This is a genomic window from Pseudomonas sp. 313, assembly GCF_000316965.1.
Classification (GTDB): Bacteria; Pseudomonadota; Gammaproteobacteria; order Pseudomonadales; family Pseudomonadaceae; genus Chryseomonas; species Chryseomonas benzopyrenica.
The window spans coordinates 1-20679 of the sequence record NZ_ANBZ01000042.1 but is presented as its reverse complement, the minus strand read 5'-3'; the positions used below and the strand labels follow the sequence as shown (position 1 = coordinate 20679).

General features: G+C 60.8%; 33 protein-coding genes. 1 reads left to right on the top strand and 32 read right to left on the bottom strand.

All coding sequences use genetic code 11. The features are described 5' to 3' along the window. Nucleotides 1–99 precede the first annotated feature (99 nt). Nucleotides 100–789 carry an OmpW family protein gene (locus C722_RS0109580; protein WP_017640295.1) on the top strand — a complete coding sequence of 230 codons (690 nt, stop codon included), beginning with the start codon at nucleotides 100–102 and terminating at the stop codon, nucleotides 787–789. 91 nt (nucleotides 790–880) lie between these two features. Here the strand turns inward: C722_RS0109580 and C722_RS0109575 are convergent, their stop codons facing one another. From C722_RS0109575 to rpsJ, 32 genes are all read right to left on the bottom strand, one after another. After that, on the bottom strand, nucleotides 881–1810 hold the full coding sequence (locus C722_RS0109575) for an NAD-dependent epimerase/dehydratase family protein (protein ID WP_017640294.1): 930 nt from the start codon (nucleotides 1808–1810) through the stop codon (nucleotides 881–883). Then, on the bottom strand, nucleotides 1803–2702 hold the full coding sequence (locus tag C722_RS0109570) for a sugar nucleotide-binding protein (protein WP_173147282.1): 900 nt from the start codon (nucleotides 2700–2702) through the stop codon (nucleotides 1803–1805). The genes C722_RS0109575 and C722_RS0109570 overlap by 8 nt, the downstream gene beginning before the upstream one ends. Before the next feature lie 87 nt (nucleotides 2703–2789). Next, nucleotides 2790–4994 carry a YccS family putative transporter gene (gene yccS / locus C722_RS0109565; RefSeq protein ID WP_026083756.1) on the bottom strand — a complete coding sequence of 735 codons (2205 nt, stop codon included), beginning with the start codon at nucleotides 4992–4994 and terminating at the stop codon, nucleotides 2790–2792. Between the two features lie 145 nt (nucleotides 4995–5139). Next, nucleotides 5140–6597: a catalase gene (locus C722_RS0109560; RefSeq protein WP_017640291.1), complete on the bottom strand. Its 1458-nt coding sequence runs from the start codon at nucleotides 6595–6597 to the stop codon at nucleotides 5140–5142. A 211-nt stretch (nucleotides 6598–6808) separates the two neighbouring features. Beyond that, nucleotides 6809–7198 carry a 50S ribosomal protein L17 gene (gene rplQ / locus C722_RS0109555; protein ID WP_007161227.1) on the bottom strand — a complete coding sequence of 130 codons (390 nt, stop codon included), beginning with the start codon at nucleotides 7196–7198 and terminating at the stop codon, nucleotides 6809–6811. A gap of 44 nt (nucleotides 7199–7242) precedes the next feature. Further along, entirely contained in the window at nucleotides 7243–8244 is a 1002-nt protein-coding gene (gene rpoA, locus C722_RS0109550; RefSeq protein WP_017640290.1) for a DNA-directed RNA polymerase subunit alpha, read from the bottom strand. A gap of 22 nt (nucleotides 8245–8266) precedes the next feature. Then, nucleotides 8267–8887: a 30S ribosomal protein S4 gene (rpsD, locus tag C722_RS0109545; protein WP_017640289.1), complete on the bottom strand. Its 621-nt coding sequence runs from the start codon at nucleotides 8885–8887 to the stop codon at nucleotides 8267–8269. Nucleotides 8888–8903: 16 nt separating this feature from the next. Beyond that, a complete protein-coding gene (gene rpsK, locus C722_RS0109540) occupies nucleotides 8904–9293 on the bottom strand; it encodes a 30S ribosomal protein S11 (protein WP_003281811.1) in 390 nt (129 codons plus the stop codon). A 30-nt stretch (nucleotides 9294–9323) separates the two neighbouring features. Continuing rightward, nucleotides 9324–9680, bottom strand: a complete 357-nt coding sequence (rpsM, locus tag C722_RS0109535; RefSeq protein WP_017640288.1) for a 30S ribosomal protein S13 — start codon at nucleotides 9678–9680, stop codon at nucleotides 9324–9326. A gap of 130 nt (nucleotides 9681–9810) precedes the next feature. After that, complete coding sequence (gene rpmJ, locus C722_RS0109530) at nucleotides 9811–9927, bottom strand: 50S ribosomal protein L36 (RefSeq protein ID WP_002555468.1); 117 nt, start codon at nucleotides 9925–9927, stop codon at nucleotides 9811–9813. Between the two features lie 30 nt (nucleotides 9928–9957). Continuing rightward, nucleotides 9958–11289, bottom strand: a complete 1332-nt coding sequence (gene secY / locus C722_RS0109525; protein WP_026083755.1) for a preprotein translocase subunit SecY — start codon at nucleotides 11287–11289, stop codon at nucleotides 9958–9960. After that, nucleotides 11290–11724, bottom strand: coding sequence for a 50S ribosomal protein L15 (rplO, locus tag C722_RS0109520; RefSeq protein WP_007161232.1), 435 nt, complete (start codon nucleotides 11722–11724; stop codon nucleotides 11290–11292). 3 nt (nucleotides 11725–11727) lie between these two features. Then, the gene (gene rpmD / locus C722_RS0109515; protein WP_007161233.1) at nucleotides 11728–11910 is read right to left on the bottom strand and encodes a 50S ribosomal protein L30; all 183 of its coding nucleotides are present in this window, start codon (nucleotides 11908–11910) and stop codon (nucleotides 11728–11730) included. 2 nt (nucleotides 11911–11912) lie between these two features. Further along, on the bottom strand, nucleotides 11913–12413 hold the full coding sequence (rpsE, locus tag C722_RS0109510) for a 30S ribosomal protein S5 (protein WP_007161234.1): 501 nt from the start codon (nucleotides 12411–12413) through the stop codon (nucleotides 11913–11915). A 3-nt stretch (nucleotides 12414–12416) separates the two neighbouring features. After that, on the bottom strand, nucleotides 12417–12767 hold the full coding sequence (gene rplR, locus C722_RS0109505) for a 50S ribosomal protein L18 (protein ID WP_007161235.1): 351 nt from the start codon (nucleotides 12765–12767) through the stop codon (nucleotides 12417–12419). Nucleotides 12768–12777: 10 nt separating this feature from the next. Continuing rightward, nucleotides 12778–13311 carry a 50S ribosomal protein L6 gene (rplF, locus tag C722_RS0109500; protein ID WP_017640286.1) on the bottom strand — a complete coding sequence of 178 codons (534 nt, stop codon included), beginning with the start codon at nucleotides 13309–13311 and terminating at the stop codon, nucleotides 12778–12780. 11 nt (nucleotides 13312–13322) lie between these two features. Further along, nucleotides 13323–13715 carry a 30S ribosomal protein S8 gene (gene rpsH / locus C722_RS0109495; RefSeq protein ID WP_017640285.1) on the bottom strand — a complete coding sequence of 131 codons (393 nt, stop codon included), beginning with the start codon at nucleotides 13713–13715 and terminating at the stop codon, nucleotides 13323–13325. A 163-nt stretch (nucleotides 13716–13878) separates the two neighbouring features. Continuing rightward, the gene (gene rpsN, locus C722_RS0109490) at nucleotides 13879–14184 is read right to left on the bottom strand and encodes a 30S ribosomal protein S14 (protein WP_017640284.1); all 306 of its coding nucleotides are present in this window, start codon (nucleotides 14182–14184) and stop codon (nucleotides 13879–13881) included. 13 nt (nucleotides 14185–14197) lie between these two features. After that, nucleotides 14198–14737, bottom strand: a complete 540-nt coding sequence (gene rplE, locus C722_RS0109485; protein WP_007161239.1) for a 50S ribosomal protein L5 — start codon at nucleotides 14735–14737, stop codon at nucleotides 14198–14200. A 19-nt stretch (nucleotides 14738–14756) separates the two neighbouring features. Next, complete coding sequence (gene rplX / locus C722_RS0109480; RefSeq protein ID WP_017640283.1) at nucleotides 14757–15071, bottom strand: 50S ribosomal protein L24; 315 nt, start codon at nucleotides 15069–15071, stop codon at nucleotides 14757–14759. Nucleotides 15072–15083: 12 nt separating this feature from the next. Next, nucleotides 15084–15452 (bottom strand): 50S ribosomal protein L14, encoded by a 369-nt coding sequence (gene rplN, locus C722_RS0109475; protein ID WP_007161241.1) that lies wholly within the window; start codon nucleotides 15450–15452, stop codon nucleotides 15084–15086. Nucleotides 15453–15464: 12 nt separating this feature from the next. Then, nucleotides 15465–15731: a 30S ribosomal protein S17 gene (gene rpsQ, locus C722_RS0109470; protein ID WP_007161242.1), complete on the bottom strand. Its 267-nt coding sequence runs from the start codon at nucleotides 15729–15731 to the stop codon at nucleotides 15465–15467. Between the two features lie 2 nt (nucleotides 15732–15733). Further along, the gene (gene rpmC / locus C722_RS0109465) at nucleotides 15734–15925 is read right to left on the bottom strand and encodes a 50S ribosomal protein L29 (protein WP_007161243.1); all 192 of its coding nucleotides are present in this window, start codon (nucleotides 15923–15925) and stop codon (nucleotides 15734–15736) included. Then, nucleotides 15925–16338 carry a 50S ribosomal protein L16 gene (gene rplP, locus C722_RS0109460; RefSeq protein WP_017640282.1) on the bottom strand — a complete coding sequence of 138 codons (414 nt, stop codon included), beginning with the start codon at nucleotides 16336–16338 and terminating at the stop codon, nucleotides 15925–15927. The genes rpmC and rplP overlap by 1 nt, the downstream gene beginning before the upstream one ends. Nucleotides 16339–16350: 12 nt before the next feature. Further along, nucleotides 16351–17040, bottom strand: coding sequence for a 30S ribosomal protein S3 (gene rpsC, locus C722_RS0109455; RefSeq protein ID WP_007161245.1), 690 nt, complete (start codon nucleotides 17038–17040; stop codon nucleotides 16351–16353). Between the two features lie 13 nt (nucleotides 17041–17053). Continuing rightward, the gene (gene rplV, locus C722_RS0109450) at nucleotides 17054–17386 is read right to left on the bottom strand and encodes a 50S ribosomal protein L22 (RefSeq protein WP_007161246.1); all 333 of its coding nucleotides are present in this window, start codon (nucleotides 17384–17386) and stop codon (nucleotides 17054–17056) included. 12 nt (nucleotides 17387–17398) lie between these two features. Then, nucleotides 17399–17674: a 30S ribosomal protein S19 gene (gene rpsS / locus C722_RS0109445; RefSeq protein ID WP_007161247.1), complete on the bottom strand. Its 276-nt coding sequence runs from the start codon at nucleotides 17672–17674 to the stop codon at nucleotides 17399–17401. Between the two features lie 18 nt (nucleotides 17675–17692). Continuing rightward, nucleotides 17693–18514, bottom strand: coding sequence for a 50S ribosomal protein L2 (gene rplB, locus C722_RS0109440; protein ID WP_007161248.1), 822 nt, complete (start codon nucleotides 18512–18514; stop codon nucleotides 17693–17695). 12 nt (nucleotides 18515–18526) lie between these two features. Beyond that, nucleotides 18527–18826, bottom strand: coding sequence for a 50S ribosomal protein L23 (gene rplW, locus C722_RS0109435; RefSeq protein ID WP_007161249.1), 300 nt, complete (start codon nucleotides 18824–18826; stop codon nucleotides 18527–18529). After that, a complete protein-coding gene (gene rplD, locus C722_RS0109430; RefSeq protein WP_017640279.1) occupies nucleotides 18823–19425 on the bottom strand; it encodes a 50S ribosomal protein L4 in 603 nt (200 codons plus the stop codon). The genes rplW and rplD overlap by 4 nt, the downstream gene beginning before the upstream one ends. A gap of 13 nt (nucleotides 19426–19438) precedes the next feature. After that, on the bottom strand, nucleotides 19439–20074 hold the full coding sequence (gene rplC, locus C722_RS0109425) for a 50S ribosomal protein L3 (RefSeq protein ID WP_007161251.1): 636 nt from the start codon (nucleotides 20072–20074) through the stop codon (nucleotides 19439–19441). Nucleotides 20075–20158: 84 nt separating this feature from the next. After that, nucleotides 20159–20470, bottom strand: a complete 312-nt coding sequence (rpsJ, locus tag C722_RS0109420) for a 30S ribosomal protein S10 (RefSeq protein ID WP_003243886.1) — start codon at nucleotides 20468–20470, stop codon at nucleotides 20159–20161. Between the last annotated feature and the right edge of the window lie 209 nt (nucleotides 20471–20679).

The window sequence follows — 20679 nt, the reverse complement described above, 5'->3', positions numbered from 1 at the left end:
TGAGGGGATGTGACCCACCCTTGAGCGAGATCAAGAGTCCGCCGTTTCAGCTTCGCTAGGCTGCTCCCAGCCCTTTTCCATGCCTTCGGAGCCCTCGCCATGCGTCCTCTCTTCCGCCTCAGCCTGCTCGCCCTCGCCCTGGCCGCCCCTCTCGCCCAGGCCCACCAGGCCGGCGACATCATCCTGCGCGCCGGCGCCATCACCGTAGATCCCCACGAACGCAGCTCCGACGTCAAGATCGACCGCGGCGCCCTGAGCGGCGCCAATCTCGGCGGCAAGGCGAGCATGGACAGCGACACCCAGCTGGGCCTCAACTTCGCCTACATGCTCACCGACCACCTGGGCGTCGAACTGCTGGCGGCCACGCCCTTCGAGCACCAGGTCAACATCAAGGGCACCGGGCTGGACGCCGCCAACGGCAAGCTGGGCAGTCTCAAGCACCTACCGCCGACCCTGAGCCTGGTCTACTACCCCCTGGACGCCAAGGCGACGTTCCAGCCCTATGTCGGCGCCGGCCTCAACTACACCTGGATCTATGACGAGCACGTCGGCAGTGGTGCCAGCGCGGCCGGCTTCGATAACTTCCGCGCCGACAATTCCTGGGGCTGGTCCGCCCAGGTTGGTGCCGATCTCATGCTCACCGACCGGGTGATGCTCAACGCCCAAGTCCGCTACATCGACATCGCCACCACCGCCCACGTCGATAACACCGCCCTCGGCGCTCGGGCCAAGGTAGATCTGGACGTGGATCCCTGGGTCTATATGGTCGGCCTGGGCTATCGCTTCTAGCTCACCACCAGCCACTCGCGCCGTAGGTTGGCGCTGAGACAGCTCCAGCGTCGCAGCCCAAGAGACCGGGGCTTGCCCCTGGCCTCGCCCGCTAGTCCCGTAGCAGTGCCGCCAGCCCCGTGCCCATGCCTGTGGGCTGGCTGAAATCGAAGCGCTCGCGCAGACGACGGTTGTCCGCCTTCGAATGGCGGATGTCCCCCGCCCGCGCCGCACCATGGGTCACCGGCGGTAGGCCACCCAGCACCTGGCCGATCTCCGCCAGCAGTCCGTTCAGGCTGATGGTCTCGCCGCGCCCCACGTTCACCGCCCCCGCCGCTACCGCGGGGGCTTCCAGCGCCTGCACCAGGATGCCCACCAGATCGGCCACATAGACGAAATCGCGGGTCTGCTCGCCGTCGCCGAACACCGTGATCGGCGTCTGCCGGCGAGCGCGCTCGGTAAAGATGCTGATCACCCCCGAATAGGGCGAAGAGGGATCCTGACGCGGTCCGTAGATGTTGAAGAAGCGGAAGATCGCCGGCTCCAGACCGTGCTCGCGGCGATAGAAGTCGAAGTAGTACTCGCCGGCCAGCTTGTCCGCCGCATAGGGCGTCAGCGGTGCCTTGGGAAGCTCCTCGTCGATGGCCTGGCCCTGACCGTTGGCGCCATAGACCGCCGCGCTGGAGGCATAAACCACCCGCTTGATCGCGGCCTTGCGCATGGCCTCGCACAGATTCAGGGTGCCGATGAAATTGGCCCTGTGGGTGCCCACCGGGTCTTCCACCGAGGCCTGCACCGAGGCCACCGCGGCCAGGTGCACCACCGCTGCGCAACCGGTTACCGCGGCTTCCAGCGTCGCGGCATCGGCCACGTCGCCCACCCGCAGCTCGATAAGGTCGTTGTCCAGCGGCAGATTCTCGCGCTTGCCGGTGCTCAGATCGTCCAGTACCCGCACCCGCCGGCCCCGCGCCAGCAGCGCGTCGGCCAGGTGGGAGCCGATGAAACCGGCACCGCCAGTGATCAGAATGGGCGCATCACTCATCGAAACCTACCTCGTCCTGCCGAAAGCCCTGCAACAGCGCGGGCAGCTCCTGCTGCCAGCGCCGCGCCTTGATTCCAAAGGTGTTGAGCAGCTTGCGACTGATCAACACCCCCTGTTGTGGCTCTTCCGTGGCATCCGCCCGCTCCAGGTGCGTCACCTCCTGCCATTCGCAGCGCACCGGCCGGTCGAATTCCTGCCAGAGCTGGGCGACGGTCTCGGCCAGACCCAGCTCCGACACCGCCTCCTGGGCGCCGTAGTGATAGGTCCCCCAGAGCGGCGCACCACAGTCGAGCTGCTTGACCACGGCCAGCAGCACCCGGGCGGCATCGCCCACGGTGGTCGGGTTGCCGCGCCGGTCGCCCGCCATCGGCACCACCTGCTCGGTACCCAGCTGCCGCAACAGACGCCCCAGGCGACCGTCGCAGGAGTCGTCGAGGACCCAGCCCAGGCGCAGCAGGATATGCATCGGGCACAGCGCCCGCACCAGCTGCTCGACCCGCCAGAGCGCCTCGCCACGTGCACCCGGCGGCCGCGGAAGATCCTTTTCACTATAGCCGGCCACGCGCGAGCCATCGAAAAGCTGATAACTGGACGGTTGGATCAGCGGAATCTGATAGTGCTGGCAGAGGCCGGCCAGGCGTTGCACGGCCAGCGCCTGGCGCTGCATCAGCGCCGGATCGAAGTCCCCCGCCTGCAACCAGTCGCGGTAATAGGCGAGATTGATCACCGCCCCCGGCCGTACCTGGTCGAGCACCTGGGTCAGCCCGGCGGCGTACCAGCCCTCCGCGGGAGTCTCGGGGGCGACGAATTCGATGCCCGCTTCGGCACCGGCGGCGAGTAGCGCCTTGCCCAGGGCGCTCTCCCCGCCCACTACTAGAAGACGCATACGCATGTGTTGGAACAGCCTTCAAACCAGCATAAACAGGCGTCGAAAGATTCGACGGACATCGGTCAACATAGCGCGTCGCGCCAACCTTGCTCAAGCATCGGCGGTACCCGCTGCCGGTTGCTCGCGGCTTTGTTCGCGCAGGGTATGGTTGGCGGCGCTTTTGAGATTGGGCAGCAATCGGCAGATCAGCGCCAACTGGGTACACACCAATCGGTAGCCATCATCGTTGTCCTCGGCCGCGGCTTCCAGTTCGTCGGCCAGGCTGCTTTCCTCTTCGGCGGTCGGCGGCAGACTACGCCGCTCCGCCACCGCGGCGGCAATGGCTTCCATGCCCTCGGCGATCCGGGTCACGGCACGCTCCACCAGGGCATCGTGCTCGGCCGCCTCCAACTGTCGGCGATGGGCGCCCAGGGCCGACAGATAGCCCAGCAGGGTGTTGGACAGCGCCAGATAGCGAAAGCCCGCTTCCAGGTTACGGCGGAAATGCCCGGGATCGCGCAGCATGTTGGCCAGTGCGGCCGACAGCGTCGCATCGGCATTGTGGGCGTTGCGCCGCGCCACGCGGTAGTCGAGATCGTCCCGCTTGCCGGTCCGGTACTGCTCGTGCAACCGGCGCAGATAGAGTGCATTGGTGCGCAGGGTATTGGCCATCACCTGATGCAGTCGCCGTCCCTGCCAGTCCGGCAGGACAAAGAACACCGCCAGTACCGCGATCAGGCAACCCAACAGGGTATCCAGCAACCGCGGCCAGATCAGCATGAAGCCATTGCCTACCTGGTTGAAGCAGAACAGCACCATCAGGGTGATGGCGGCGGTGGCGATGGTGTAGCGATCCGTCCGGGTGATAAAGAACACCAGGCCGGCGACCAGCGCCATCAACAGCTGGATCTCCGGCTGACCGAACAGCTCCAGCAAGGCGCTGCCCAGCAACAGGCCGATCACCGTACCGACGATCCGCTGCACCAGCCGCACCCGGGTCGCCCCGTACTGCGGCCGACAGACGAACACCGTGGTCAGCAGGATCCAGTAGCCGTTCACCGGGTGGATCAGGTGCAGCACGCCATAGCCGGCCATCAGCGCCAGCGCCAGGCGCAGGCCATGGCGGAACAGCAGCGAGGTCGGGGTCAGCTGCAGGCGGATGCGCTGGAACACCTCGCGCAGGGAGCGCGCCGCCGGATCCAGCAGGCTGGTGTCCAGATCCGCCGCCCCCGAGTCGCTGTTGCCCGCCTCGGAGAATTGCCGCTCCAGAGTCGAGAGATTGTGCCCGAGCAGGTCCAGGGAGCGCAGCAGACCGCGCCAGCGCGGATTCTGCTGCTGCTTGAGATACTCCAGCGATGCCTGCAAATCGGTCAGCCCCTGCTGACTCTGCTGGCCGTATTCGAAAGGCTGCCCCAGACGAATCGCCTCGCCCATGTTGTGGCAGGCATTGGCCTGCAGCTTGAGCAGGCGCTGACAGCGAAACAGGATGTCGCTATGGAAGAAGGCCTCGGTCAAGGCGCTGTAGGGATAGTGCGAGGAACTGGCGCGCTCGTGGATGTCCTGCGCCATGAAATAGAGACGGAAGTAGCGCCCCGAGCGCGCGCCAGGCCGTCCCGAGCGGCCGAAGCGATTGAGGATGGTCGCCTTGGCCTGGTTCAGCGCCTGCACCACCTTGCCGTTCTGCTGCGCCAGCAGCACGCGGCGCCGATGCAGATCCACCCCGCGTACCGGTTCGAGCATCTCGGCCTTGAGCCTGAGCAGAATCTCCAGTTCGCCATAGAGGGCGGACAGATTCTGCCGCACCGGCTGATGGGCGAACAGCGCGCACCAGAGCACCGAAAGCAGGCCGTACCACAGCGCACCGGCCAGCAGGTGCGCTGGCTCGTACCACAACGGCACCTGGGCGCCGAGGCGCTGATCCACCCCGATCATGGCGTAGATCGACAGGATCACCGTGGCCTGGGCGATGGATGCATAGCGCTCGCCGATGGCGCCCAGCATCGTCAGGCTGAAGGTGGCCAGACCCAGGCCGACCACGAAGATCCAGGGATAGGGAAACAGCAGCTCGACCGCGAAGGCCGCCACCGTGAAGCACAGCAGCGTCACCGCCAGCGACTTGAGTCGCCCCAGCCAACTGTCGTCGGTTTCCGCCAGGGCGCTGGCGATGATGCCGAGAAACACCGGCGACAGCGCACGCAGATCCCCCAGCGACCAGCAGACGGCCATGGCGCCGCTCAGGGCGACAAAGACGCGAACGCCATAGCTGGCCTTTTCGTGCGCCCAGAGCTGGCGCAAAGACACTCCAAACACAGTCATGACGGGAGAGCGAGCCTCGTGTTTTCGCGCTTGATGCGAACCTTAGCACTGCGACGTCGCAAGCGGCGTTCGAGACAGCCTTTCCCGCACTTTTTTGACGGACGAAGAAAACCCGGCATTCGCCGGGCTTCTTCCTATCCCTGGATCAGGCCACTTCGCTGGGATCTATCCCCAGGCCCTTGGCCACGCCCATGCCATAGGCGGGATCGGCCTTGAGGAAGTGACCGATCTGCCGCAGTTGCACATCACGGGTCACAGAGCCCAGGGCGCCGACGATGTTGCCGATCAGCAGTGCTTGCTGGTCGGCATTCATCAGGCGGAACAGCGCGCCGGCCTGACTGAAGTAATCCTCGTCCACCCGGTGATCGTAGCGATCGGCGGGGCCGGCGAAGTTCAGTGCCGGTTCGCGATACTGCGGCGCCTGCTTGGGCGTATGGCCATAGCTGTTCGGCTCGTAGTTCGGCTGCGAACCGCCATTGCCATCGAAGCGCATGGCGCCATCGCGCTGATTGTTGGCGTAGGGGCAGCGCGGTGCGTTGACCGGTAGCTGCTGATAGTTGGTCCCTACGCGATAGCGCTGGGCGTCGGCATAGGCGAACACCCGGCCTTGCAGCATGCGATCAGGCGACAGCCCTATGCCCGGCACCACGTTGCTCGGTGCGAAGGAGGCCTGCTCCACCTCGGCGAAATAGTTCTGCGGATTGCGGTTGAGCTCCAGCATCCCGACTTCCTGCAGCGGATACTGCTGCTGCGACCACACCTTGGTCACATCGAAGGGATTCTCGGCGCGACCGGCTGCCTCCTGCTCGCTCATTACCTGGATGCACATCTTCCAGCGCGGCAATTCACCGCGCTCGATGGCCTGGAACAGGTCACGCTGGCTGTAATCCGGATCGGTACCGGCCAGCCGTGCGGCCTCGGCCGGTGCCAGGTTCTTGATCCCCTGCTGGCTCTTGAAGTGAAACTTCACGAAGTGCCGCTCACCCTGGGCATTGATCAGGCTGAAGGTGTGGCTACCGAAACCGTGCATGAAGCGATAGCCATCCGGAATGCCGCGATCCGAGAAGAGGATGGTCACCTGATGCAGGGATTCGGGCGACAGCGACCAGAAGTCCCACATCATCTGCGGACTCTTCAGGTTGCTCCAGGGATCGCGCTTCTGGGTATGGATGAAGTCCGGAAACTTGAGCGGATCGCGGATGAAGAACACCGGGGTGTTGTTGCCGACGATGTCCCAGTTGCCTTCTTCGGTATAGAACTTCAGGGCGAAACCCCGGGGATCGCGCTCGGTATCCGCCGAACCGCGCTCACCACCCACGGTGGAAAAGCGCAGGATGGTCTCGGTCTGCTTGCCCACACTGGCGAACAGCTTGGCGCTGGTGAGATGGGTGATGTCCTGGGTGACGGTAAAGGTACCGTAGGCCGCGGAGCCCTTGGCATGAACGCGCCGCTCGGGAATGACTTCACGGTTGAAGTGCGCCAGCTTCTCGATCAGATGGAAGTCGTCGAGCATCAGCGGACCGCGCGGACCGGCGGTGCGGGAATTCTGGTTGTCGGCTACCGGAATGCCGCTGGCAGTGGTGAGGATCTTGGTATCGGTCACAGGTATCTCCCTCTGGAAAGCGTTGGCTGATCGCCTGAGGGAAGTATCGCCGGGGCGATACTTTAGGACTAATTTATTGATCCTAGCATCCTGATAGAAAAACCTGAGTCGCAAGATCCTACTGTCTGGACCTGAGCAGCGTCTTGCCATAGCCAAAAGGCGGGCATGAAAAAGCCGGGCAAGAGCCCGGCTTTTTCCAGAACGCAGCTACTTATTCAGCAGCCTGTTCCACGGTACCGCCGACCGGACGGTCGATCAGCTCGACATACGCCATGGGCGCATTGTCGCCAGCGCGGAAGCCGCACTTCAGGATACGCAGGTAGCCACCCGGACGGTTGGCGTAGCGCTTGCCCAGGTCGTTGAACAGCTTGCCGACGGCAGCTTTCGAACGGGTACGGTCGAAAGCCAGGCGACGGTTGGCGACGCTGTCTTCCTTGGCCAGGGTGATCAGCGGCTCGGCAACGCGGCGCAGTTCCTTGGCTTTCGGCAGGGTAGTTTTGATCAGCTCGTGCTCGAACAGCGACACAGCCATGTTCTGGAACATGGCCTTGCGGTGTGCGCTCGTGCGGCTCAGATGACGACCACTTTTACGATGACGCATGATTGAAATTCCTTCCCAAACTATCGTTCGGTGAACAATGACGATCAGGCAGTAGCCTTGTCGTCCTTCTTAAGGCTTGCAGGGGGCCAGTTGTCCAGGCGCATACCGAGCGACAGACCACGGGAGGCCAGAACGTCCTTGATTTCGGTCAGGGACTTCTTGCCCAGGTTCGGGGTCTTGAGCAGCTCCACTTCGGTACGCTGAATCAGGTCACCGATGTAGTAGATGTTCTCCGCCTTGAGGCAGTTGGCCGAACGAACGGTCAGTTCCAGATCGTCCACCGGACGCAGCAGGATCGGATCGATCTCGTCTTCCTGCTCGACCACGACCGGCTCGCTGTCGCCCTTGAGGTCGACAAACGCTGCCAGCTGCTGCTGCAGGATGGTGGCGGCACGACGGATGGCTTCTTCCGGATCCAGGGTACCGTTGGTTTCCAGGTCAAGCACGAGCTTGTCCAGGTTGGTACGCTGTTCGACCCGGGCGTTTTCCACCACATAGGCCACGCGACGAACTGGGCTGAACGTAGCATCGAGCTGGAGACGACCGATTGCGCGGGTTTCGTCTTCTTCGCTCTGACGCGCGTCGGCGGGCTCATAGCCACGACCGCGCGCGATTTTCAGCTTCATGTTCAGCGAACCATTGTCCGCCAGGTGGGCGATGACGTGATCGCCGTTGACGATCTCGACGTCGTGATCGACCTGAATGTCAGAGGCCAGAACCGGCCCCTGACCTTTCTTGCTCAGGCTCAGGGTGACTTCGTCACGGCCGTGCAACTTGATGGCCAGACCCTTGAGATTGAGCAGGATCTCGATCACGTCTTCCTGCACGCCTTCGATGGCGCTGTACTCGTGCAGGACACCGTCGATCTCTGCTTCGACTACCGCGCAGCCAGGCATGGAGGACAACAGGATACGCCGCAGCGCGTTGCCCAAGGTATGGCCGAAACCACGCTCGAGAGGCTCGAGAGTGATCTTGGCACGGGTCTGACTAACCGCCTGCACATCGATATGGCGGGGGGTCAGGAACTCATTTACCGAACTCTGCATGGATGCACCTACTTTCTAGCCCTTACTTGGAGTAGAGCTCGACAATCAGGTTTTCGTTGATGTCGGCGGAGAGATCACCACGGGCCGGCACGCTTTTGAAGGTGCCTTCCTTTTTCTCGGTGCTCACTTCGACCCACTCAACCCGGCCACGCTGGCCGCACAGCTCGAGAGCCTGAGCGATACGCAGCTGGTTTTTGGCCTTTTCACGGACCGCGACGACGTCGCCGACCTTGACCTGATAGGAGGGAATGTTGACGGTCTGACCGTTGACGGTGATCGACTTGTGGGAGACCAGCTGGCGCGATTCGGCGCGAGTGGCACCGAAGCCCATGCGATACACCACGTTGTCCAGACGGCATTCGAGCAGTTGCAGCAGGTTCTCACCGGTAGCGCCCTTGCGACGGGCAGCTTCCTGGTAGTAACCGGCGAACTGACGCTCGAGCACGCCATAGATACGGCGGACTTTCTGCTTTTCACGCAGCTGCAGACCGTAGTCGGACAGACGACCGCGACGCTGACCATGCTGGCCAGGAACGGTTTCCAGCTTGCACTTCGAGTCGAGGGCACGAGCGCCGCTCTTCAGGAAGAGGTCAGTGCCTTCGCGGCGGGACAGTTTGCACTTGGGACCAATGTAACGAGCCATTTCTCACTGTCTCCTATTACACGCGACGCTTCTTCGGCGGACGGCACCCGTTATGCGGGATAGGCGTCACGTCGGTGATGCTGGCGATCTTGTAACCACAGGCATTCAGGGCGCGAACAGCGGACTCACGGCCGGGGCCGGGACCTTTGACGTTCACGTCCAGATTCTTCAGACCATATTCCAGAGCGGCTTGGCCGGCACGTTCGGCTGCAATCTGGGCAGCGAACGGGGTGCTCTTACGGGAGCCACGGAAGCCGGAGCCACCGGAGGTCGCCCAGGACAACGCATTGCCCTGACGATCGGTGATGGTCACGATGGTGTTGTTGAAAGACGCATGGATGTGGGCGATGCCATCAACCACTGTCTTTTTGACTTTCTTACGAGGACGAGCAGCAGGTTTTGCCATGACTAGATTCCTGTCGATTCGCGGATGCGATTACTTGCGGATCGGCTTGCGCGGGCCCTTACGGGTACGGGCATTGGTCTTGGTGCGCTGACCACGGACCGGCAGACCACGGCGGTGACGCAGACCGCGGTAGCAACCCAGATCCATCAGGCGCTTGATGTTCATGTTGATTTCGCGGCGCAGGTCACCCTCGGTGAGGATTTTGGCGACCTCGTTACGCAGCTGATCGACCTGCTCGTCGCTCAGTTCTTTGATCTTGGCGGTCGGCTGGATGCCGGTGGCCGCGCAGATCTTCTGAGAGGTGGTGCGACCGACACCATAGATGTAGGTCAGCGAGATAACAGTATGCTTGTTATCTGGAATGTTGACGCCTGCAATACGGGCCATTCAGAAAAACTCCAATTGACAGCTACCGACGCCCCGGAAGCCAAGAAAAGGGCGCGCGATATTAACGCTGTAGGAACAAATGATCAACCCGGCAGCACACTAGCTGCCGGGTTAGACGCGTGGTTCACACTCAGCCTTGGCGCTGCTTGTGACGCGGTTCAGCGCTGCAGATCACGCGCACGACGCCTTCGCGGCGAATGATCTTGCAGTTACGGCACAGCTTCTTGACCGATGCACGAACTTTCATGACAACTCCTCTAACCTTACGAGTAACGGCTCAACGCATCATGCCGTTGCCGTAGCCCTTCAGGTTGGCTTTCTTCATCAGGGACTCGTATTGATGAGATACGAGATGGGACTGGACCTGGGACATGAAGTCCATGACCACTACCACCACGATCAGCAACGAGGTCCCGCCGAGATAGAACGGCACGTTCGCCGCGACCACCAGGAACTGGGGCAACAAGCACACCGCCGTCATGTACAGGGCACCGAACATGGTCAGCCGGGTCAGCACGCCATCGATATAGCGCGCGGACTGCTCACCAGGACGAATACCCGGGATGAACGCCCCGGATTTCTTCAGGTTTTCCGCCACATCCTTGGGGTTGAACATCAGTGCCGTATAGAAGAAGCAGAAGAAGATGATCCCTGCACTAAACAGCAAGATGTTCAGCGGTTGGCCGGGGGCGATGGCCTGAGCCACGTCCTGCAACCAACCGAGACCTTCGGACTGACCGAACCACGAACCGAGCGATGCCGGAAACAGCAGGATGCTGCTGGCGAAGATCGCCGGGATGACCCCGGCCATGTTCACCTTGAGCGGCAGATGGCTGTTCTGCGCCGCGAAGACCTTGCGGCCCTGCTGACGCTTGGCGTAGTGCACGGCGATACGACGCTGCCCACGCTCGATGAACACCACGAAGGCGATGATGGCGACCGCCACCACACCGACCATGATCAGCGCGAAGATGTTGATATCGCCCTGCCGTGCCGACTCGAAGGACTGACCGATGGCGCGAGGCAAGCCCGCGACGATACCGGCGAAGATCAGCATCGAGATGCCATTGCCGATACCGCGCTCGGTGATCTGCTCACCCAGCCACATCATGAACAGTGCGCCGGCGACGAACGTGGTGACAGCGACGAAATAGAAGCTGAAGCCCACGCTGAACGCGACGCCCTGACTGGCGAGTCCTACCGACATCCCGGTGGCCTGAACGAGCGCCAGAACCAGCGTGCCGTAACGGGTGTACTGGCTGATCTTGCGACGACCAGACTCACCCTCTTTCTTCAATTGCTCCAGCTGTGGGCTGATCGCGGTAAGCAGCTGCATGATGATCGAGGCCGAGATGTACGGCATGATCCCCAGGGCAAAGATGCTCATCCGCTCCAGCGCACCGCCAGAGAACATGTTGAAGAGGCTAAGAATGGTCCCCTCGTTCTGCCTGAACAGTGCGGCCAGCTGATCGGGATTGATACCCGGAACAGGGATGTGCGCACCGATCCTGTAGACGATGATCGCCAGGAACAGGAATCGGAGGCGGGTCCACAGCTCGGACATACCACCGGTCTTGCTGAGCGCAGAGAGAGCACCTTGCTTAGCCATTTATTCCTCGATCTTGCCGCCAGCTGCTTCGATGGCTGCACGGGCACCCTTAGTGGCACCAATGCCCTTCAGGGTGACGGCACGAGTGACGTCGCCGGACAGCACAACCTTGACACGCTTGATGTCACGGCTGATCACGTTGGCGTCTTTCAGCGCCTGCAGATCGACCACATCGACATCAACCTTGGCCAGCTCGGAGGTACGAACCTCGGCGCGGTCCAGGGCCTTCAGCGATACGAAGCCGAACTTGGGCAGACGACGGTGCAGCGGCTGCTGGCCGCCCTCGAAACCGGGGGCAACCTTGCCACCGGAACGGGAGGTCAGACCCTTGTGGCCACGGCCACCGGTCTTGCCCAGGCCGCTACCGATACCACGACCGGGACGCAGCTTCTCGCGGCGAGCGCCGGGAGCGGAACGCAGATCATTCAATTTCATGACTTAACCCTCCACACGCAGAAGGTAATAGGCCTTGTTGATCATGCCGCGATTCTCAGGGGTGTCCTGAACTTCGACGGTGTGACCAATGCGACGCAGGCCGAGACCCTTGACGCAAGCCTTGTGATTGGCCAGACGGCCGTGGACGCTCTTGATCAGCGTGACCTTGACGGTTGCGTTAGCCATGATCAGAGAATCTCCTCGACGCTCTTGCCACGCTTGGCGGCAACAGCTTCCGGCGCCTGCATGTGCTTGAGACCTTCAAAGGTCGCGTACACCACGTTTACCGGGTTGGTGGAGCCGTAGCACTTGGCCAGGACGTTCTGCACACCAGCGACTTCCAGCACGGCGCGCATGGCACCGCCGGCGATGATGCCGGTACCGTCGGAAGCGGGCTGCATGTACACCTTGGAGGCGCCATGGGCGGCCTTGACGGGGTACTGCAGGGTGGTGCCGTTCAGATCCACCTGGATCATGTTGCGGCGAGCAGCTTCCATAGCCTTCTGGATGGCGGCAGGCACTTCACGGGCCTTGCCACGGCCGAAGCCAACGCGGCCTTTGCCATCGCCAACCACGGTCAGAGCGGTGAAGGCGAAGATACGGCCGCCTTTCACGGTTTTGGCTACGCGGTTAACTTGAACCAGCTTCTCGATGTAGCCTTCGTCGCGCTTTTGATCGTTATTTGCCATGACTTAGAACTCCAGCCCGCCTTCACGAGCAGCGTCGGCCAGCGCTTTGACGCGACCATGGTACTTGAAGCCAGAACGATCAAAGGCCACCTGGGTAACGCCAGCGGCCTTGGCACGCTCGGCGACCAGCAGACCAACTTTCTTGGCCGCCTCGACGTTGCTGGTAGCGCTTTCGCGCAGTTCTTTGTCCAACGTAGAAGCGCTGGCCAGGACCTTGCTGCCGTCGGCCGCGATGACCTGGGCATAGATGTGCTGGGAAGAGCGGTACACGCACAGACGGACCACTTCCAGTTCGCGCATCTTCAGGCGAGCCTTGCGAGCGCGACGCAGTCGGGTTTCTTTCTTGACGGTCATTTGCTATGCCCTACTTTTTCTTGGCTTCTTTACGGTGGACGACTTCGTCGGCATACCGTACACCCTTGCCCTTGTAAGGCTCCGGCGGACGGAAACCACGAATCTCAGCCGCAACCTGGCCGACCAGCTGCTTGTCGATACCCTTGATCAGGATTTCGGTCTGGTTGGGGGTTTCTGCGGTGATGCCTTGCGGCAGGTCGTAGTCCACGGGGTGAGAGAAGCCCAGAGCGAGGTTCAGCACCTGACCTTTGGCCTGGGCCTTGTAGCCCACACCGACCAGTTGCAGCTTGCGCTCGAAGCCCTGGCTGACGCCGACCACCATGTTGTTGACCAGGGCACGGGTAGTGCCGGCCATCGCACGGGTCTGCTGATCGCCATTGCGAGCAGCGAAACGCAGCTCACCGGACTCTTGAGTGACTTCAACGGACGGATGGACCTTCAGTTCCAGAGCGCCCTTGGCACCCTTGATCGAAAGCGCCTGACCGGCCAGATTAACTTCGACGCCTGCAGGCAGTCTTACAGGGTTTTTAGCAACGCGAGACATGCTGATTCCCCTTAGAAGACTGTGCAGAGCACTTCGCCGCCAACACCAGCAGCACGGGCCGCGCGATCAGTCATCACACCTTTGTTGGTGGAAACGATCGACACGCCCAGACCGCCACGCACTTTCGGCAGCTGGTCAACGGCTTTGTACTGGCGCAGACCGGGACGGCTGCTACGCTTCAGCTCTTCGATGACAGGCTTGCCTTCGAAGTACTTCAGCTCGATGGACAGCGACGGCTTGGATTCCGCGCTGACCTGAAAATCCGCGATGTAACCTTCGTCCTTGAGGACTTTGGCAACGGCAGCCTTCAGCTTGGAAGAAGGCATGCTCACAACGGCCTTTTCAGCCATCTGGGCATTACGGATACGAGTTAGCATGTCTGCTAACGGGTCCTGCATACTCATGGGCTATTAGCTCCTAATACAGAAATTGAGCCTACCGGCTCTCAAAAATCACCCCTCGGCAATAGGCCGATTCGGGCGAGCCGAGCATTCTAGAGATCGGCCTGAAACGAATCAAGCCCCAAAAGGGGCTTGATTCAATTACCGCGATGAAAGGCGCTAGCTGTTACCAGCTGGCCTTCACCAGGCCGGGCACGTCACCACGCATGGCTGCTTCACGCAGCTTGATGCGGGACAGACCGAACTTGCGGTACACGCCGTGCGGACGACCGGTCAGGCGGCAGCGGTTACGCATGCGGCTAGCGCTGGCGTCACGGGGCTGCTTCTGCAGGGCAACCTGGGCATTCCAACGGTCCTCGGGGGAGGCGTTGACATTACCGATGGTCGCCTTCAGCTCGGCGCGCTTCTTGGCGTACTTGGCAACCGTCTGCTGACGCTTCAGCTCGCGGTTAATCATGCTTTGCTTAGCCATCTGAAGACCTCAATCAGTTACGGAACGGGAAGTTGAACGCGCGCAGCAGCGCACGGCCTTCCTCGTCGGTACGAGCGGTGGTGGTCAGGGTGATGTCCATACCACGCAGCGCATCGATCTTGTCGTAATCGATTTCCGGGAAGATGATCTGCTCTTTCACGCCCATGCTGTAGTTGCCGCGACCGTCGAAGGACTTGGCATTCAGGCCGCGGAAGTCACGCACGCGCGGCAGGGAGATGGACAGCAGACGATCCAGGAATTCATACATGCGATCGCTACGCAGGGTCACCTTGACGCCGATCGGCCAGCCTTCGCGAATCTTGAAGCCAGCAATGGAATTGCGAGCATAAGTCACGACCGGCTTTTGACCAGCGATCTTTTCCAGGTCAGCTACGGCGTTGTCGATGATCTTCTTGTCACCGACCGCTTCGCCCAGACCCATGTTCAAGGTGATCTTGGTGATGCGCGGAACTTCCATCACGTTACCCAGCTGAAGCTGCTCTTTCAGCTTGGGCGCGATTTCCTTCCGATAAATCTCTTTCAATCGAGCCATGGTGATCTACCTAGCAGCTTCAGGCCTGGACCGCTTTTTGGGTCGACTTGAAGATACGAATCTTCTTGCCGTCTTCGACTTTGAAACCAACGCGGTCAGCCTTGTTGGTCTCGGAGTTGAAAATGGCAACGTTGGAGACATGCAGAGGGGCTTCTTTCTCTACGATGCCACCCTGAACGCCCAGCATGGGGTTGGGCTTGGTGTGGCGCTTGATCAGGTTGACCCCGCCAACGACCAGACGGTCATCGGCGAGTACCTTCAGCACCTTGCCACGCTTGCCCTTGTCCTTGCCGGCAATGACGATTACCTCGTCGTCACGACGAATCTTTTGCATGTCGGCTACTCCTTACAGCACTTCGGGGGCAAGGGAGACGATCTTCATGAACTTCTCGGAGCGAAGTTCACGGGTCACCGGCCCAAAGATACGGGTGCCAATCGGCTCTTGCTTGTTGTTCAGCAGAACCGCGGCGTTGCCGTCGAAGCGGATGATGGAACCGTCGGTGCGGCGGACGCCGTGCTTGGTACGCACGACGACAGCAGTCATCACCTGACCTTTCTTCACCTTGCCGCGCGGAATTGCTTCCTTGACGGTGACTTTGATGATGTCGCCAATGCCGGCGTAACGGCGGTGGGAACCGCCGAGCACCTTGATGCACATCACGCGACGAGCGCCGCTGTTGTCGGCGACGTCAAGCATGGATTGAGTCTGGATCATGGCTCTCTACCCTTATACCTGAACGGCGCGCTCGACGACGTCAACCAGGGTCCACGCCTTGGTCTTGGCCAGCGGGCGGGTTTCGCGAATGGTGACCAGGTCACCAATGCGGCACTGATTGGTTTCGTCGTGAGCGTGCAGCTTGGTGGAACGCTTCACGTATTTGCCGTAGATCGGGTGCTTGACGCGACGCTCGATCAGTACGGTGACGGTTTTGTCCATCTTGTCGCTGACCACTCGGCCGGTCAGCGTACGGACAGTTTTTTCAGCTTCAGCCATGATCACTTACCTGCTTGCTGGTTCAGCACAGTCTTGACGCGAGCGATGTCGCGCTTCACTTGCGAGAGCATGTGAGACTGACCCAACTGGCCAGTTGCCTTCTGCATACGCAGATTGAACTGGTCACGCAGCAGGTTGAGAAGCTGCTCGTTCAGCTCCTCTACGGATTTCTCACGCAAATCTTTCGCTTTCATCACATCACCGTCCGCTTAACAAAGGAGGTTTCGAGCGGAAGCTTGGCAGCGGCCAGGGCGAATGCCTGACGAGCCAGATCCTCGGAAACACCCTCGATCTCGTACAGGACCTTGCCCGGCTGGATCTGGGCTACCCAGTACTCGACACTACCCTTACCTTTACCCATCCGCACTTCGAGAGGCTTCTTGGTGACAGGCTTGTCAGGGAAGACGCGGATCCAGATCTTGCCGCCACGCTTCACGTGACGGGTCAGCGCACGACGTGCGGATTCGATCTGGCGAGCGGTCAGACGGCCACGGCCGACAGCCTTCAGCGCGTACTCGCCGAAGCTGACCTTGCTACCGCGATGAGCCAGACCACGGTTGTGGCCGGTCATCTGCTTGCGGAATTTTGTACGCTTGGGTTGCAGCATGTTGCGTACTCCTTACTTAGCAGCAGCTTTTTTGCGCGGAGCCGGGGCGACGGGCTTGAGCTCTTCCTGGCGGCCACCAATGACCTCACCCTTGAAGATCCAAACCTTCACACCGATCACACCGTAAGTGGTGTGGGCTTCCGCAGTGGCGTAGTCGATATCGGCACGCAGGGTGTGCAGAGGCACACGACCTTCGCGATACCACTCGGTACGGGCGATTTCAGCACCGCCCAGACGACCGCTCACCTGAATCTTGATGCCTTTGGCACCAATGCGGATCGCGTTCTGTACGGCGCGCTTCATGGCGCGACGGAACATCACACGACGCTCAAGCTGCTGCGCAACGCTCTGCGCAACCAGGGCACCGTCGAGCTCCGGCTTGCGGATCTCTTCGATGTTGATGTGCACGGGCACACCCATTCTTGCGGTCAGGTCCTGACGCAGCTTCTCGACATCCTCACCTTTCTTGCCAATCACGATACCGGGACGGGCGGTGTGGATGGTGATGCGTGCGGTTTGAGCCGGGCGATGAATATCGATACGGCTTACGGACGCGCTTTTTAGTTTGTCCTGGAGGTACTCACGAACCTTCAGGTCGGCCAGCAGATAGTCCGCATAAGTGCGCTTATCCGCGTACCAGACCGAAGTGTGCTCCTTGACGATACCCAGGCGAATGCCATTGGGATGTACTTTCTGACCCATCTGATCGACTCCGTTACTTGTCCGCAACCTTGACCGTGATATGGCAAGACCGCTTCACGATGCGATCAGCACGACCTTTGGCACGCGGCATGATGCGCTTGAGCGAACGACCTTCGTTTACGAAGACAGTGGAGACCTTCAGGTCGTCCACGTCGGCGCCTTCATTGTGCTCGGCGTTGGCAACAGCCGACTCCAGCACCTTCTTCATGATCTCAGCGGCTTTCTTGCTGCTGAAAGTCAACAGGTTGAGCGCTTCGCCCACCTTCTTCCCGCGAATCTGGTCGGCGACCAAGCGGGCTTTCTGGGCGGAGATACGAGCGCCCGACAGCTTAGCGGCTACTTCCATCTTCCTTACCCCTTAACGCTTGGCTTTCTTGTCAGCCGCATGACCGCGATAGGTGCGGGTAGCAGCGAACTCGCCGAGTTTGTGGCCGACCATGTCTTCGTTCACCAGAACAGGGACATGTTGACGACCGTTGTGCACAGCGATGGTCAGGCCGACCATTTGCGGCAGGATCATCGAACGACGCGACCAGGTCTTGATCGGTTTGCGTTCGTTCTTTTCCACCGCGACTTCGATCTTCTTCAACAGGTGAAGATCGATAAAAGGACCTTTCTTCAGAGAACGGGGCACAGTCGAATCCTCTACTGATTACTTGCCGCGACGGACAATCATCTTGTCGGTACGCTTGTTGGAGCGCGTCTTGAGACCCTTGGTCTTGACGCCCCACGGCGAAACCGGATGACGGCCACCGGAAGTACGACCTTCACCACCACCGTGCGGGTGATCGACCGGGTTCATGGCGACACCACGAACGGTCGGACGCACGCCACGCCAGCGGGTGGCACCGGCCTTACCCAGCGAACGCAGGCTGTGCTCACCGTTGGACACTTCGCCCAGGGTGGCACGGCACTCGGACAGCACCTTGCGCATTTCACCGCTGCGCAGACGCACGGTGACGTAGGCGCCTTCGCGGGCGACCAGCTGAGCGGAGGTACCCGCGGAGCGAGCGATCTGAGCGCCCTTGCCAGGCTTCAGCTCGATACCGTGGATGGTGCTACCGACCGGCACGTTACGCAGCGGCAGGTTGTTGCCAGCCTTGATGGGCGCGCCAGCGCCGGACAGCAGCTGGTCACCGGCAGCAACGCCCTTGGGAGCGATGATGTAGCGACGCTCGCCATCGGCGTACTTCAGCAGAGCGATGTGTGCAGTACGGTTCGGATCGTATTCGATACGCTCAACGACGGCAGGGATGCCATCCTTGTTGCGACGGAAATCGACCAGACGGTAGTGCTGCTTGTGACCACCGCCGATGTGGCGAGTGGTGATACGACCATTGTTGTTACGGCCGCCGGACTTGCTCTTCTTCTCCAGCAAAGGAGCGTAGGGCGCGCCTTTGTGCAGATCAGAGTTGACCACCTTGACCACAAAGCGGCGGCCAGCGGAGGTCGGCTTGCATTTTACGATTGCCATGATGCCCCCTGATTACTCGGCGCTGCTGGAAAAGTCGAGATCCTGGCCCGGCTGGAGCGCGATGTACGCTTTTTTCCAGTCGTTACGCTTGCCCAGACCACGAGCGGTACGCTTGGTCTTGCCCTGGACGTTCAGGGTGCTGACGCTGCGAACCTTGACCTCGAACAGCTGCTCGACGGCCTTCTTGATTTCCAGCTTGGTTGCATCGGTGGCAACCTTGAATACGAACTGCTTCTGGCTGTCCGCCAGCATGGTGGCCTTCTCGGAGATGTGCGGGCCAAGCAGCACTTTGAATACGCGTTCCTGGTTCATGCCAGCAGCTCCTCGAATTTCTTCACGGCGGACACAGTGACCAGCACCTTGTCGTAGGCGATCAGGCTGACCGGGTCGGAACCCTGGACATCACGCACGTCGACGAAAGGCAGGTTGCGGGCAGCCAGATACAGGTTCTGGTCGACAGCGTCGGTCACGATCAGCACGTCGCTCAGGCCCAGGCCGTCCAGCTTGCTGACCAGGGTCTTGGTCTTGGGCGCGTCGACGGCGAAGTCGTCAACCACGACCAGACGATCCAGACGGACCAGCTCGGCGAGGATGGAGCGCAGTGCAGCGCGGTACATCTTCTTGTTCAGCTTCTGGCTGTGATCCTGGGGCTTGGCTGCGAAAGCCACGCCACCGGAGCGCCAGATGGGGCTGCGGATGGTACCGGCACGGGCACGACCGCTGCCCTTCTGACGCCAGGGCTTCTTGCCACCGCCACGGACTTCGGAACGGGTCTTCTGGGCACGGGTGCCCTGACGACCGCCAGCCATGTAGGCGACAACTGCCTGGTGAACCAGGGTCTCGTTGAATTCACCGCCGAAGGTGTGCTCGGAGACTTCGATAGCTTGAGAGCCATTCACATTGAGTTGCATGTTCTCTCTCCTCTCAACCACGGGCCTTGACAGCGGGACGCACGATCACGTCACCACCCGGCGCGCCGGGGACGGCACCCTTGACCAGCAGCAGGTTGCGCTCGGCGTCTACACGCACGACTTCCAGCGACTGAACGGTTACACGCTCCGCACCCAGGTGACCGGACATTTTCTTGCCCTTGAACACTCGACCAGGAGTCTGGCACTGGCCGATGGAACCAGGTGCACGGTGGGAAACGGAGTTACCGTGGGTGTTGTCCTGACCACGGAAGTTCCAGCGCTTGATGGTACCGGCGTAGCCCTTACCTTTGGACTGACCAGTGACATCAACCATCTGACCGGCTTCGAACAGGGCTACGGTGACTTCGTCGCCGGCCTTGTACTCACCGTCTTCCAGGCGGAATTCGAGGACGCTACGACCAGCGGCAACGCTGGCCTTGGCGAAGTGACCGGCTTGCGCCTTGGTCACGCGGGAAGCACGACGCTCGCCCACGGTTACCTGAATGGCACGATAGCCATCGGTTTCTTCGCTTTTGAATTGGGTTACGCGATTCGGCTCGATCTCAATGACCGTAACCGGAACGGAAACGCCTTCTTCGGTGAAAACGCGGGTCATACCGCATTTACGACCGACTAAACCAATCGTCATGTTGAGAACCTCTTGAGTGTACGGGGCTTTCACCCGCTATGGCCGCCCATTTCAGAGCGTTACACGACTGAAACCTTGACGGTCTCAGCCGAGGCTGATTTGCACTTCAACGCCAGCGGCGAGATCGAGCTTCATCAGCGCATCGACGGTCTTGTCGGTGGGCTGAACGATGTCGAGCACACGCTTGTGGGTACGAATTTCGTACTGGTCACGAGCGTCCTTGTTGACGTGCGGAGAAATCAGCACTGTGTAACGTTCCTTGCGGGTAGGCAGAGGAATCGGACCACGCACCTGAGCACCAGTACGTTTCGCAGTTTCTACGATTTCCTGGGTGGATTGATCGATCAGGCGATGATCAAAAGCCTTCAACCGAATACGGATTTGTTGATTTTGCATTTGACCTCAGACTCCAAGCTTTCCTCTCGGACAAAAAGGTGCCCGATTAAAGGAGGCGCAATTCTAAGGATGTCGTCGGCGGCTGTCAAGAACGCCTCTTTTGCCATCTGTCAATTTCACGAGCCAAGAAAAAAGGCCCCGGAGGGCCTTTTTTCGTTTCAGATCAATCGATTACTCGATGATCTTGGCAACCACGCCGGCGCCGACGG